Genomic DNA, 14,377 nt, shown 5'->3' on the forward strand with positions numbered 1-14,377 from the left:
AATTAAATTGAGATTGACAAGGGTAACAAATGGAGATGTGATTGTATATAAAGTCATAAACAGTGTTAAACTTATAAATAAATTGAAAATGAAAAAGCATCATTTAAGTAGCAAAGCTTCATTAGAGAAATTCCATAATGCAATTTATCAAAAAATGAAAACTGGATTCATTCTCACAGAGGAAAATAAATCAGTGCCGTTTGTGGTGTTATCTAAAGAGAAAAAAGAAATCAACCATTCGCTTCATTTTCTTCTTTGTTGTCTAACAATAGGAATTTGGTTCATGATTTGGGCTTGTTTGATTATCGAGCAGTCTTATAATAGAACTGTAATAATCGCAATCGATGAAAATGGAAATGTATTTGAGGACAAATGCCAGACTCCATAAACGTTTATCTCAGGCGCTATGATGATTCCATTTTACTAACCGGAAATTAAAATTTAAAAAGCTTTCAAAAATAGGGTAACAAAAAAACCATCGAATTGATATAATAATGAAGCCTGATTATAAAGTAAAAAAATAATCAGAAAGAAGGGTAACAATGTCAAACCCGAATTGATATAACAGTATAAAACTAAAACGTAATTAAAACTAGGATCATGAAAACAAATTTTAAAATTATTCTGACAATGCTTTTATTCGGAATTGGATTTCAAACCATTAAAGCACAAGTTTCAAAAGTAGTTAACACAACTGCAAAACAAACCGAATGGCAATTTTCTACCAGAGCCGGTTATGATTTCCCAAAATACAAAGAGGATTTTAAGTACATCGATTACTCTGGAGGAATCATGGGAGGAGTTTCTGTAAATCATTACTGGAACTGGCTTGGCCTTCAAACTGATTTTGACTACATCAAGAACAGTCCAAAGAACAACATTACAAATCCTTTTTTTGTAGATAATAGCGCAATTCCATCAGCAGTTGCTTATTCAGATATGCTGACTACTAAAAAAGATATTACGAGAATGTTTGTTGGCGCTGGTCCATCTTTTAGACATCTAAGTAACAATACTAAATTCCAAGCCGAGTTTGCTGTACTTGCAGGATTAGGAACCATTGATGGTGGAGAAATTTTAGTAGAAGGCGTAAGAAAAGATGGATCGAAAGATCTATTAACCTACCACTCTGGCTGGGACAACGAAAAACTACTTACCGGAAAAGCACAAGCTAGATTGACGTACTTTTTCAACAAAAACTGGGGTATACATGCTGGCGCTTACTACATGCATTACTTTAGTGGAGCAAAAGAATCTAGTAAAAATGACATTTTAATTAATAACGGCTATCTAACAGCTGGAAGCGCTCTGAATGTTTATTATGCTGAAAATAGTACCACAGCAATTCGTCAAGATGTTGTTGGAGAATCTACAACTATAAATGCTTTTAACGGTCAAGCCATTGTTCGTAATAATGAAGATGGTATTTCAACATCAAAAGATCTTATGCGTAAAATAGACTTATCTTCTTTTGGTATTTTTGCCGGGATAACATATCGTTTTGGCCCAAATAAAGAGCCGAAAAAAATAGTTGAGGACGTAAAAGCGAATCCAATAGAGAAAAAATATTGCATACAAACAACGGCTAAGGATAAATACTCAAAAGAAATTTTGCCTAACACTGATGTAACCATTATTGATTCAAAAGGAGTTGTAATCAAGACGGAAAAAACAGATGCTTTTGGAGTAGTGAAATTTTGTGATATTTTACCCGAGGATTACATTATAGCTGGAAAGTTTAATGATGTAGCACTTGAAGGAAACACAGTAAAAAAATCAGAATTCAAAGACAATCTTACAATTGTTAAAGAGATTTTTTATGCGGATCGAAACTTTATTATCAAAGGAAAAGCAGTAATTTGTAATACAGCAACAGCAATAAATGATGTCACTATTGTTCTAAAAAATAATGAATCAGCTGTTCAAAAAATTACAAATACTAGCAGTAAAGGAGAATTTACTTTTCAAGCGTTAGAAAACACAAATTATACAATTTACGGTAAAAAGGAAAATTATTTATCACAAACGATGACAATATTAACCAAAGATTACGACCGAAATCAATCCTTATTTATCCAACTTGAAATTTGTATGGATGCCGCTGATTGTGGAACTGCAATTGCACTTAAAAATATTCATTACGATTTAAATAAATATTTTATCAGAGAAGATGCTAAACCAGAGTTAAATAGATTAGTGCAGTTTATGAATGACAATCCAACTGTAAAAGTAGAATTATCATCTCACACTGACTCTCGCTCTTCAAACGCCTATAACTTGACACTTTCTCAAAATAGAGCCAATGCAGCGGTAAATTATATCACATCCCAAGGAATTTCAAAAGCTAGATTAACTGGAAAAGGGTATGGTGAAACTAAACTTCTTAATCGTTGTGCTGATGGAATTAATTGTACGGAAGCTGAACATGAAATGAACAGAAGAACTGAGGTAAAAGTGATCTGTCCACAATAAAAAAATAATTTTAAAAAACTAAAGCGGTGAAACTCTCACCGCTTTTTTCTATTTTTATATATTCTATGTAAAAAACTGATTATGAAAGTATTATTACCTCTATTTCTTCTATTCTCTTTAACATCGTTTTCACAAACTAAGGTAAAAGATACCCTGACACGCAGAGCTACTATTACTTACAATCAAAACGGAAATTCAGTTTCCTTTAAACCAGAAACTCCACCATTGATTCCAATTTCAGGTGCACCAAAACCTAGTTTTTCCTATCTATGGGAACTTGGCGATGGAAATTATAGCAAAGAAGCAGAACCTAAGCACGTTTATAAAAACAAAGGAACTTACAACGCAAGATTATCCGTTACTAATAATTATGACAATGGAAAACCGCCCGCAACCCGACCTAAAAAAGTGGTAATTAATGATATTAATAACAATCAATACAAAGACATCGCTTCGATCGAAGAGCAGAACGGATTTACCATTCAAAAAAATCGTGATCCTATTCCTGAACAGGAGATAGTGGTAATTTTAAGCTATCAAAATCTGGAGAATTATGTGACTAATGGCAAATTATACCTGTTCTATAATGAGAAACAATTCAAAAATAAAAACTTCGAATTAGTTGATTTTAGAACTCATGCTGGCGAACGAGAAATTAAAGAAAACAATATTGTTGCTGTAAACGACTTAAATAATTCGGGTTCTTATATGGCTTCCAGCGAAACTTTGGCTCCAGCCAAAAAATATAGAAACACGACAAATGAAGAAGATTTAGAGGCTAGTTTGAAAATTGCAAATGAAACTTACAATAATGTTTCTATTCTCGAATTTGACGATCAGGATCCGTTTCAAACTCGAAATGTTTTTTATACTTTCAAAACCACTCCTGAAATGATTAAGGATACTAGTGCAACAGTTACAATGCGCGGTATATTTATTCCCAACCGAAGTTATAAAAATCATAAAATAAAAAATCTGGAGATGGAAATCGTAACCTCGCACGATCCAAATAAAATGGGCTCAAACGGTAGTTTTATCAATTACAGAAAAGTAAAGTTTAAAAGGGTGAATTTTAAAACTCAATTTCAAAACAATGGAGAAGGACCAGCTCGAATCATTCGTTTAGAAACCGATATACCTGAGATCTTTGATAAAAAAACATTGCAAATTGAGGATATGTATCCTAAATGCCCCATTTGTCCAAAGGATATTATTCCCACGACGAGTTGTCTTGATACCATCATAAAACAGAAACAAATATTCTTTACTTTCAAGAATATTTATATTCCAGGAAGTGAGCAAAAAAATGTGAAAGAAAAGGATAGTACTAAAGGTTTTGTTAAATACTCGATGAAATTCAGTGAAGACTTCCACAAAATAAAAACTAAAAGCAGAACTGCCATATTTTTTGATAAAAATGAACCTATAATTACAAATTATGCTACTACTCGTTTCCTGCCTGGGACTTCTATAGGCGCAAAAGCAGGTTATAATTTATATCCTCAATTAGAAAACGCTACAAGTTATTTTATAGGAGCAACAATTTCACCGTTCAAATCATATCGTTTTTATTGGCAAGCAGAGTTTTTGAATAGTCTTACTAAATACATAGGTAAAGCAACTATTAGTGATAAAATTATAGGCAATGCTGCTGGAACGAATCAACTACAACGCACCACAGAAGAATCAAGTACTCAAAATATAAATTGGGAAGTTCCGCTGTTGATTAGATACAATATAAATAATTTCATTGGTATTGGCGCAGGAATACAAGCTAATGTTAATGCATTAGAAAAACAGAAACAAAATTTAAAAATCGAAACTTTTGAAGGGCCCACGGATAAGTTGTTGATTAATACAAAAAACGAATCTAGTTCTGTTTCTAATTCTTTTACTACATTAAAAACAGGAATACTATTCGATTTAACAATTGGTGCTGCACGTATTGGGCCTAGTTTTGGCGCGAGATACGTAGTGAATTTCAAAGAAAATTTTAATTATTTTCAGTTTTATGGAATATGGAAGTTCTAAGATTTACAAAGCTCATGGAACATTTTTTATTGCAACTAAGGAAAAATTTCAGCGAATCAGATTCTAACTTTGTCGCAATGAAAAACTATAGTAAAAATATTTTTACCTCATTTTTACTCATTATTTCTTTTGTCATTACAGCTCAGAAATTACCATCAAATAAAGATAAAATATACTTTGAAGTTGATCGTTTTGTTGCAAATCCTAATCCATCAAATCTACTTAAATTAGAAAAATTTGATCGAGATATTACAACCGTTATTCGAAAATCAAATGATAAAAACGAACTACTGGCGCTTGTCATTTTAAATTGCAACAAAGGGTATTATGAGACCTTATTCAACACAACAAGCAAAGCAATATCTAGCTACGAAAAAGCGTGGCAAACCTATCAAAAAAATCAACTTAAAAACTATGACATAATTGAGTTTTGCTTAATACCGTTAGGAAATTTATATGCAATTGTTGGTGATTTTGACAATGCAGAAAACACTATTAAACAGTATTACTACATCGCTACTGAAACTAAAAATCAGCAGCAGCAATACGCTGCTGTTCTAAATTTATCAAACGTGTATCAAAATACCGGAAGAATAAACGAGGCGATTGATTTATTAGAGAAAACCATTAAATCACAAAAATTAACAAACCTTCAAAAGGGAAATTTATACAATAATTTAGGTTCTAATTATTTTCTTCATACCACACCCAACAAAATGATTCCTAATGCTTTTGAAAATGCTGAAAAAGCTTATTTAAAAGCTGTCCTTTTATTAGTACAAGATAATACACAAAGCGAAGCCTTAGCCAATACATATCGCAATTTATCAAAATTAAAACTCGAGAAAAATGAAACAGAGCTCGCTTTACAGTATTTTGAAAAAGCTAAAAGTGAGTTTAGAAAGACAAGCAAGAAAAACTCACGAACTAAAGCACAATTTAATTTTGATGAAGCTATTATTCTTTTTAAGAAAGAAAATTTTGAAGAAGCTACAACTTTAATTAAAGAAATTTTCCTACTATTAATTCCATCCTACTCTAACGAAATAACACTCTTACCAAGTGAAAAATCACTCTACGCTGAAACCCTTTTACTGGACGCAATCGATTTACAAGCGGCAATTTATAAAGCGCAGAACAAACCCCAAAAGGCAATAGAAAGCTATAAACTTTCTTTTTTCATCGAAGATATATTTCAATCTTCACTACTATCTGAAAATTCGAAGATTATAAACCAAATCAGAAATCGAAATCGCACCGAAAAATGTATCGCTATTTATGAGGATTTATATAAAAAAGATAAAAATACCGCCCATTTAGAAAATGCTTTTTTACTATCTGAACAGACAAAGTCAGCAGTTTTAAAGCAAGGTTTAATTCAATCGAAAAAACAATCTAGAATTGAAAAGCAGATTTTAACTCAGCTACAAAATGAAAATATTATAATTTTAAAAGAGCAACAAAAAGGTGAATTAGCAAGTATCAACAAAATTAACGAAGCTATAAGCAAGCAAAATGAATTGATGTTGCAACTTAAGCAAATCGACATAAAAACACCAAGTAAATCAATACAAAACATCAACTTAAATGACTTGTATAATAAACTTAAGGAAGACAATGCTGTACTGATTCAATATTTTTCAGGCGTAGAAAAAATGTACTCTTTTACCATTATGGATAAAAAAATATACTTAAATTCTTTCCGCAATAATTCATACAATTCGGCAAAAATTATACAATTTTTAGATTTTTTTAATGATGCGAATAGCATTGCAAATTCGCCAAAAGAATACAATCAGCGTAGTACTATAGCGTATCAATTACTAAGTCTTCCCAAGAGTAAATCTCATAAAAACCTAATAGTTATTCCAGACGGTTTATTGAATTTTTTACCATTTGAAGCCCTGATTACGAAAGCAAGCGCTACCACGAATTTTGCCAAAATGAATTATTTTTTGAATGATTTTAATGTTGGCTATCAAAATTCCGCTCATTTCTATATGTCTAGCAAAGAGAGCAAAAAACAGCCTGAACAAACAGTTTTAGGTATGTTTCCTATTTTTGAAAACACTACTTACGCGTTGAATTTTTCTAAAGAGGAACTACAATCCATTCGAGAAAAATTTAAAGGAAACTATTTTGAAAATACGAATGCGACTTTTGAAAATTTTAAGAAAAACGCCAATAAATATTCTATTCTGCATCTTTCCACTCATGCCTCTTCAGGAGATATCCAAACGCCAGCAAGTATTAGATTTTATGATCAGGAAATTCTATATACTGAATTGTATAACTTGAACATTCATCCTGAGTTAGTGGTTCTGAGTGCTTGCGAAACTGGTATTGGTAAACTCTTTAAATCAGAAGGAGCCATGAGTATTGCAAGAGGATTTCAATTTGCAGGAGCACAAAACTTACTGTTTTCATTGTGGAAAGTGAACGATTATACCACATCAATATTTATGGATTTATTTTACACCAACATTAAAAAAAATCAATCCTATCTTGAAGCTAATGCAAATGCAAAGCGAGATTATTTAAAAAGCGCAACGGTTTCAAATGCTAAGAAATCTCCCTATTATTGGAGTGCTTTTGTATATTATGGAAGTGTTGAAAAGGAAAAAATTTCTCCAAATTATATCTATTATTCCACGGGATTATTAATGCTTATTAGCTTATTTTTGATTTATATAAGAACTAGAAAATGAAAACCCTTCCTGACTTCCTGAAAAAGGGAAATTACAAAAAAATAAGATTTAAAGTTTCTAAAACCCAGCATTTACTTATTAAAGTAAGTATTAATGGTGTTAAAGGGAATTTTATTTTAGACACTGGCGCATCTAATAGTTGTGTAGGATTTGAAAGTATTTCGCTGTTTTTATTAAATGCTAAAAGCTCAAAAACTAAAGCTTCTGGTGCCGGTGCAACAGGAATGCTGACTCAAACTTCAGATGGGAATTACCTTCAATTAGGCAGCTGGAAAGATTCAGAATTTGAATTAGTCATATTTGATTTATCCCATATTAACGAGGCGTTAGTGCAGCACAAAGCCAAACCAGTTCACGGGATTATCGGTGCCGATATTTTGATGAAAGGAAAGGCCATTATTGATTATTACAATCATTGCCTATATTTATTAAAGTGATAAATTTAGCAACAAAAAAATCCCATTTAACTAATTGTCAAATGGGATTTATATTTTGAAACTTTATTTCTTACAATTCAAATGCCTTTTTAGGATTGTTATCTAATAATAATTCCATTGGATTTTCTAATGCTTCTTTCACCGCTACTAAGAAACCAACAGACTCACGACCATCAATAATTCTGTGGTCATAAGAAAGTGCTACGTACATCATAGGATGAATTTCTACTTTACCATTTACAGCAATAGGACGCTCAATAATGTTGTGCATTCCCAAGATTCCTGATTGTGGAGGATTAATAATAGGTGTAGATAACATTGAACCAAATACACCACCGTTAGTGATGGTAAAAGTTCCACCTGTCATATCATCAACAGTTATTTGTCCGTCACGTGCTTTTATTGCTAATCTTTTGATATCAGCTTCAACACCACGGAACGTTAAATTCTCGGCATTACGAACTACAGGAACCATAAGTCCTTTTGGTCCTGAAACCGCAATTGAAATATCGCAAAAATCAAAAGCAATCTTATGATCGCCATCCATCATTGAGTTTACATCTGGATACAATTGTAAAGCTCTTGTAACAGCCTTGGTAAAGAAAGACATATACCCCAAACCTACTCCGTTATGTCTTGCTTTAAACGCATCTTTATATTCATTACGAATCATATTGATTGGCGTCATGTTTACTTCATTAAAAGTAGTTAACATTGCTGTTTCGTTTTTAGCAGCCACTAATCTTTCGGCTACTTTACGACGTAACATTGACAATTTCGTTCTTTCAGATCCACGAGATCCACCTGTAGGAGTCCCCATTGAAGGGACAGCATTCACTGCATCTTCTTTAGTAATTCTTCCTGCCTTTCCAGTTCCTGAAATAGAAGTTGGTGCAATATTTTTCTCGTCTAATATTTTTCTTGCCGCAGGAGATGGAGTCCCCGAAGCATAAGTTGTTGCTGGCGCTGGAGCCGCTTTTGGCGCTTCAGCTTTAACCTCAACTTTCTCTTCTACTTTTGCTGTTTCTGCCGCTTTATCAGCTGCGGGTGCATCACCCGATGGTTTTGCTCCATCGGTATCAATATGACAAACCACTGCTCCTACTGCCACAGCATCGCCTTCCTCTGCTTTTAATGTAATGATTCCACTAGCTTCAGCTGGCAATTCAAGTGTAGCTTTGTCTGAATCAACCTCAGCAATCGCTTGGTCTTTCTCTACATAATCTCCATCTTTTACTAACCAAGTTGCAATTTCAACTTCTTTGATTGATTCCCCTGGTGATGGGACTTTCATTTCTAAAATCATGTTTTATAATTTTATTTGTGTGTTATTTTATTTTAATAAATTCTCAATCGAAACATCTTCGTCAATCTCTTCCCAATGAATGCCTTCTCCTTTGCCGATGAATCTCCATTTTTTAAGCTGCTCTTTCGTTGCTTTTCTCAACCTAGGAAACCATTCTAAAGGAACTGCGAGCTCACGACCATCTTCTAAGAAAACAATCATTTTGTTTTCAGAAAAAACAATGTCTACTGCATTTTTTGATTTACTAATTACTGAAAAACTCATCCCATCTTTGTATTAAAAGTTCTTGATTCACTTCTACTAAATTACGCATTGTTTTTAATTGAGTAGAGTTAAATCCAGAAGATTTCACTAATTCTACATTTTCCAACTTAAATTTAGCCGTCTTTTCTGCTTTCTCAATAAGAATATGCTTTGGCATATGCTCATTGCTGTAAAAGAAAAATCGAAATCCATCAATCACTAATACCGTTGGCATTATCTAAATAAATTTTTATCAAATACCATTCGAATCGCATCAGCATGACGACGCTTAGCTCTTGTATAACTTCCTGCTGCTGGCGCTGCATAAGCTTTTAACGAAGCTAATCGCCATTTGACTAAATCAAAATTCATTAACATGAAGCTGTAAGCTCCCATATTTTTAGGCTCTTCTTGTGCCCAAACATAATCATCAGCGTTTGGATATCTTGCAATAATCTCTTTTAACTGCTCTACTGGCAACGGAAATAATTGCTCGATTCGCACTACAGCAACATCAGTTCGACCATTAAGTTCTCTCTCAGCAGTAATGTCATAATAGAATTTACCAGTACAAAAAACCAGTGTTTTTACCTCCGTTTTGTTCACAGTTTCATCATCAAATGTTTCTTGAAAAGTTCCCTGTGTGAAATCTTCAATTGGCGAAACACATCTTGGATCACGCAATAAACTCTTTGGCGTAAACACCACAAGTGGTTTACGGAACGTAGTTTTCATTTGTCTTCTCAACAAGTGAAAAAAGTTGGCCGGCGTTGTACAATCAGCAATATACATATTATGCCTAGCACAAAGTTGTAAATACCTTTCCATCCTAGCTGACGAATGCTCTGCTCCTTGACCTTCATATCCATGAGGCAGCAATAAAACGATCCCATTCTGGTTGTTCCATTTATCCTCTGCACATGAAATATATTGATCTATCATTATTTGAGCTCCATTAGAGAAATCTCCAAATTGCGCTTCCCAAATGGTCAAGGCATTTGGATTTGCTAATGCATACCCATAATCAAAACCTAAAACTGCATACTCAGATAACAAAGAATTATAAATATTAAATTTCCCCTTTTTACCTTCTAGTTTGTTTATTAGCGTAACTTCCTCCTCTGAATCTTCTACCTTTACAATAGCATGTCTGTGAGAAAAAGTTCCTCTCTCTACATCTTGTCCGGAAATACGAACATCGTATCCTTCCTGCAACAGTGACCCGTAGGCTAAATGCTCGGCCATTCCCCAATCTAATGCATTATTTTCGAAAAACATAGTTTTTCTATCGTTGATTAGTTTTTGGATTTTATTGATGAATTTTTTATCTGAAGGCAAGTTACAAACTGCATTTGCAACATCAGTTAGACCATCTTTTGTATATGAGGTATCTACTTTTTCAAGCATTTTATCATTCGAAACTCGTGCAAAACCCTGCCATTCATTTTGCATAAATGGAGTTATAATGGTTAAATCTTTTTTACGAGATTCTTCAAGATTCACCTCTAACTTAGATTTGTACTCCTTCTCTAAACCTTTAATATATGTAGAGTCTATAACGCCCTCCGCAAGTAATTTATCAGTATAGATATCTCTTGGATTTTCATGCTTGGCAATCAATTTATAAAGCACAGGCTGAGTAAAACGTGGTTCATCACCTTCATTATGTCCGTATTTTCTGTATCCTAATAAATCTATAAATACATCACGTCCAAATTGCATTCTGAAATCTAAAGCAAATGACATCGCGTGTACCACAGCCTCCGCATCATCAGCATTTACGTGTAGTACTGGCGAAAGGGTAACTTTGGCAACATCAGTGCAATATTTAGAAGAGCGCGCATCCATATAATTGGTGGTAAAACCAACTTGATTATTTATCACAATATGAATTGTTCCACCTGTTTTATATCCTTCAAGTTGCGCCATTTGCACAATTTCATATAAAATTCCTTGACCCGCAATTGCCGCATCACCATGTACAGCTATCGGTAGTACTTTTGAGAAATCATTAGGGAAATATTTATCTTGTTTTGCTCTTGTAATTCCTTCAATAACAGCACCTACAGTTTCCAAGTGCGAAGGATTTGGAGCCAAGTTAATATTGATTTTTTTGCCTGAGCTAGTAGTCTTATCGGCAGTAAGCCCTAAGTGGTATTTTACATCACCATCAAAATATTCCTGATCGTAATCTTTACCGTCAAATTCACCAAAAATATCTTGAGTTGATTTATTGAAAATATTAGCTAGAACATTCAAACGGCCACGATGTGCCATTCCCATTACAAATTGCTCTACTCCTTTCTCAGCTGCTTTTTCTATTAAAGCGTCTAAAGCTGGAATAATTGATTCGCCACCTTCAAGAGAGAATCGTTTTTGTCCTACATATTTTGTGTGCAAAAAGTTTTCAAAAGAAACTGCCTGATTTAATTTATTGAGTATCGCTTTCTTTTCATCAGCAGAGAATCTAGGTTGATTATCATTGACTCCTAACTTATTCTGGATCCATTCAATTACTTCTGGATTACGAATATACATATATTCGACACCTATATGCTGACAATATATATTATCTAAATGACTTAGAATTTCTTGAAGCGTACAAGGCTTTAAGTTCATTACTTTTGCCGCATCAAAAACCGTATTTAAGTCTGCTGTTGAAAGTCCAAAGTTTGTGATTTCAAGTGTAGGTGATGAGGCGCGTCTTTCTCTTACAGGATTTGTTTTAGTAAACAAATGACCACGAGTACGATACCCATCGATTAATTTCAAAACATTAAATTCTTTTTGAAGTTTATCCGATACTAAACTACAATCCGTATTATTTGAAGCAAAATTAGCAATTTGCTCTACTGGATTTTCGTCATTGTAAGTGGTCATTCCAAAGTCAAAACCTTGAAAAAAACTCCTCCAGCTTGGCTCAACGCTATCTGGATTCTCTAAGTATTGATCATATAATTGAGCAAAAAATTCTGTGTGTGCTGCGTTTAAAAATGAAAACCTATCCATAATATTTAGTGAATATACTTTTTTTGTTAAAATAGTTTGGCAAAAGTACAATAATACAATAAATTTATACTTCAATTTAAGATACTTTTACCTTCAATATTGTTAAAAATCTAAATACCATGAGAAACTACAAGCATTTAAGAGTGTCCCCAACTTATTTCATAGTGATAAGCTTATTTTATTCTACTTGCTTATTTGCACAGCAAAATAATAAGCAGGCAAATTCACAAAACGATTTCTGGGAAAAAGTACAATTTGGAGGCGGAATTGGATTAGGTTTCGGCTCTGGATACACTGACATTTCACTAGCTCCTAGCGCAATATATAATTTCAATCAATATGTTGCATTAGGATTAGGTGCTCAGTATAAATATTTGAAGCAAAAAGATTTTTATGCCTCCCATTTATATGGAGCAAGCATCATTGGTTTGCTGAATCCTATACAAGAAATCCAAATTTCAGCTGAGTTAGAGCAGTTAAGAGTCAATGTTAATTTAGATGGGACTAGGAGCAATTCCCAAAACTTCTGGAATACAGCGCTTTTCATTGGCGCAGGATATCGATCAGGATATGCCACTGTTGGGGCTCGCTACAATATTTTGAGTGATAGAAATAGTATTTACGGGAGTGCATTCATGCCTTTTGTAAGAGTTTATTTTTAGAAAATTGTTATGTTATCTAATAAGCATCGTTCTTCTTAGTAAAATTTCTATTTGTATTTATTTCTAAACCAAACTTTTTGCCATTCTCTTTTTAAGATTAAAAAAGCAACTTGTTCCGCAAGAATAATTAAATCCGAGCCATCTAGTTTTTTTATTTCTTCTTCAGACACGTCAATTATGTAGAGCAAATTAAGATACTCAGCAAATTTGTATTGAATGAGACGGTACACTTTTTCATGCAATTGACTTTTAAGTTCATTTGGAGTAATAGTTAATACTAAATCAATAGACTCATTAGCCAAATTAAAATCTTTGTTCAATTGTTCAACTAATTTAAGATATAAACTTTCTTTTTCAGCCTCTGATAAAAGTAAATCAGTGTTGATAGGAGCTAAATACATGATATTTTAAATTTCAGATTTACACATTACACTTTTCTTCCCATCAATCTTTCACCAAAATCTTTTAGAATTTCCTTCTTTTCATCACTAATATTTATTTTTTCTAAGGTTTGAAAAGCCTTAAAAGTAAAATCGTGAATCGCGTCTTGCGTAGCTTTAGAAGCACCTGAACTATTAAATAGTGCTTTCACAATTTCAATTTTCTCTGAACTATCCTCAGGATGTATAGAAAATAAACGATTTAATTCTATTGCATCATCAGGATTTGAGAAAGCCATTGCTTTAAGATATAGATAGGTTTTTTTGTTTTCTATTATGTCGCCGCCAACTTGCTTCCCGAAGGTTTCAGGATTTCCAAAAGCATCTAAATAATCATCTTGTAATTGAAAAGCTAAACCTAAATTGAGTCCAAAATCATAAATTAAATTGGCATCTTCTATAGAAGTTCCGGCAATAATTGCACCCATTTTCATGGCTGCGGCAACAAGAACGGCAGTTTTGTACTGAATCATTTTTAAATATTCAGCAATAGTGACGTCATCTCTTTGTTCAAAATCCACATCCCATTGTTGACCCTCACACACTTCAAGTGCTGTTTTGCTAAATAATTTTGCCAAGTCTCTAAAAACAGCAGGCTCATATTGCTCAAAATATTGATATGCTAGAATTAGCATTGCATCACCAGATAAAATTCCTGTGTTCAAATCCCATTTTTCATGAACCGTAGCATTTCCTCTGCGCAATGGCGCATCATCCATAATATCATCGTGAACAAGCGAGAAATTATGAAAAACCTCGATAGCAAGTGCAGCAGGAAGTGCCTTTTTATAGTCAGCATTAAAAATTTCAGCGGTCATTAAAGTAAGCACAGGACGAATTCTTTTACCACCAAGATCTAAAATGTAATGAATAGGCTCGTATAAATTACGTGGTTCCTTAGTTTCATATTGCGATTGCAAATAGTCCGAAAGAAAATTTTGATATTGATAAATGCTATGCATTGCGGTTTTGTTTAATGTTAAAACTCAAAAAAAGTTAAAAAAAAGTTGCTTTTAACTTATTCATTGCAAAGAAACTCAATAAACTTAAAATTCAAACTTTTACAAAT

12 protein-coding genes are annotated in these 14,377 nt (G+C 33.1%); 6 read left to right on the top strand and 6 right to left on the bottom strand.

From position 1 onward, the window contains the following. The first annotated feature begins 88 nt into the window (after positions 1 to 88). The 5 genes from BUA99_RS03825 (at position 89) to BUA99_RS03845 (ending at position 7,648) form a co-directional block, all read left to right on the top strand. Positions 89 to 388 carry a hypothetical protein gene (locus BUA99_RS03825; RefSeq protein ID WP_072988752.1) on the top strand — a complete coding sequence of 100 codons (300 nt, stop codon included), beginning with the start codon at positions 89 to 91 and terminating at the stop codon, positions 386 to 388. A 212-nt stretch (positions 389 to 600) separates the two neighbouring features. Continuing rightward, positions 601 to 2,472 carry an OmpA family protein gene (locus BUA99_RS03830; protein WP_084673471.1) on the top strand — a complete coding sequence of 624 codons (1,872 nt, stop codon included), beginning with the start codon at positions 601 to 603 and terminating at the stop codon, positions 2,470 to 2,472. 81 nt (positions 2,473 to 2,553) lie between these two features. Further along, positions 2,554 to 4,503, top strand: a complete 1,950-nt coding sequence (locus BUA99_RS03835; RefSeq protein ID WP_072988467.1) for a PKD domain-containing protein — start codon at positions 2,554 to 2,556, stop codon at positions 4,501 to 4,503. A 77-nt stretch (positions 4,504 to 4,580) separates the two neighbouring features. Next, complete coding sequence (locus BUA99_RS03840) at positions 4,581 to 7,211, top strand: CHAT domain-containing protein (RefSeq protein WP_072988755.1); 2,631 nt, start codon at positions 4,581 to 4,583, stop codon at positions 7,209 to 7,211. Continuing rightward, entirely contained in the window at positions 7,208 to 7,648 is a 441-nt protein-coding gene (locus BUA99_RS03845; protein WP_072988470.1) for a retropepsin-like aspartic protease, read from the top strand. Before BUA99_RS03840 ends, BUA99_RS03845 begins: the two co-directional genes overlap by 4 nt. A gap of 70 nt (positions 7,649 to 7,718) precedes the next feature. On the opposite strand, the gene odhB is transcribed toward BUA99_RS03845, so the two are convergent. The 4 genes from odhB to BUA99_RS03865 are packed head-to-tail and all read right to left on the bottom strand — an operon-like array spanning position 7,719 to position 12,206. Beyond that, the gene (gene odhB, locus BUA99_RS03850; RefSeq protein WP_072988472.1) at positions 7,719 to 8,954 is read right to left on the bottom strand and encodes a 2-oxoglutarate dehydrogenase complex dihydrolipoyllysine-residue succinyltransferase; all 1,236 of its coding nucleotides are present in this window, start codon (positions 8,952 to 8,954) and stop codon (positions 7,719 to 7,721) included. 27 nt (positions 8,955 to 8,981) lie between these two features. Continuing rightward, positions 8,982 to 9,218 carry a DUF2442 domain-containing protein gene (locus tag BUA99_RS03855; protein ID WP_072988475.1) on the bottom strand — a complete coding sequence of 79 codons (237 nt, stop codon included), beginning with the start codon at positions 9,216 to 9,218 and terminating at the stop codon, positions 8,982 to 8,984. Continuing rightward, on the bottom strand, positions 9,199 to 9,432 hold the full coding sequence (locus BUA99_RS03860; RefSeq protein ID WP_072988477.1) for a DUF4160 domain-containing protein: 234 nt from the start codon (positions 9,430 to 9,432) through the stop codon (positions 9,199 to 9,201). The genes BUA99_RS03855 and BUA99_RS03860 overlap by 20 nt, the downstream gene beginning before the upstream one ends. Continuing rightward, positions 9,432 to 12,206: a 2-oxoglutarate dehydrogenase E1 component gene (locus BUA99_RS03865; RefSeq protein WP_072988480.1), complete on the bottom strand. Its 2,775-nt coding sequence runs from the start codon at positions 12,204 to 12,206 to the stop codon at positions 9,432 to 9,434. Before BUA99_RS03865 ends, BUA99_RS03860 begins: the two co-directional genes overlap by 1 nt. Before the next feature lie 119 nt (positions 12,207 to 12,325). On the opposite strand from BUA99_RS03865, the gene BUA99_RS03870 reads away from it, so the two are divergent. Then, positions 12,326 to 12,868, top strand: coding sequence for a hypothetical protein (locus BUA99_RS03870; RefSeq protein ID WP_072988483.1), 543 nt, complete (start codon positions 12,326 to 12,328; stop codon positions 12,866 to 12,868). Positions 12,869 to 12,915: 47 nt separating this feature from the next. Here the strand turns inward: BUA99_RS03870 and BUA99_RS03875 are convergent, their stop codons facing one another. Together BUA99_RS03875 and BUA99_RS03880 are read right to left on the bottom strand one after the other, a co-directional pair. Beyond that, on the bottom strand, positions 12,916 to 13,269 hold the full coding sequence (locus BUA99_RS03875) for a hypothetical protein (protein WP_072988486.1): 354 nt from the start codon (positions 13,267 to 13,269) through the stop codon (positions 12,916 to 12,918). A gap of 26 nt (positions 13,270 to 13,295) precedes the next feature. Beyond that, a complete protein-coding gene (locus BUA99_RS03880; protein ID WP_072988488.1) occupies positions 13,296 to 14,270 on the bottom strand; it encodes a polyprenyl synthetase family protein in 975 nt (324 codons plus the stop codon). Positions 14,271 to 14,377: the final 107 nt, after the last annotated feature.

Origin of the sequence: Flavobacterium segetis (assembly GCF_900129575.1) — a bacterium.
In the GTDB taxonomy this organism is placed as follows: Bacteria; Bacteroidota; Bacteroidia; order Flavobacteriales; family Flavobacteriaceae; genus Flavobacterium; species Flavobacterium segetis.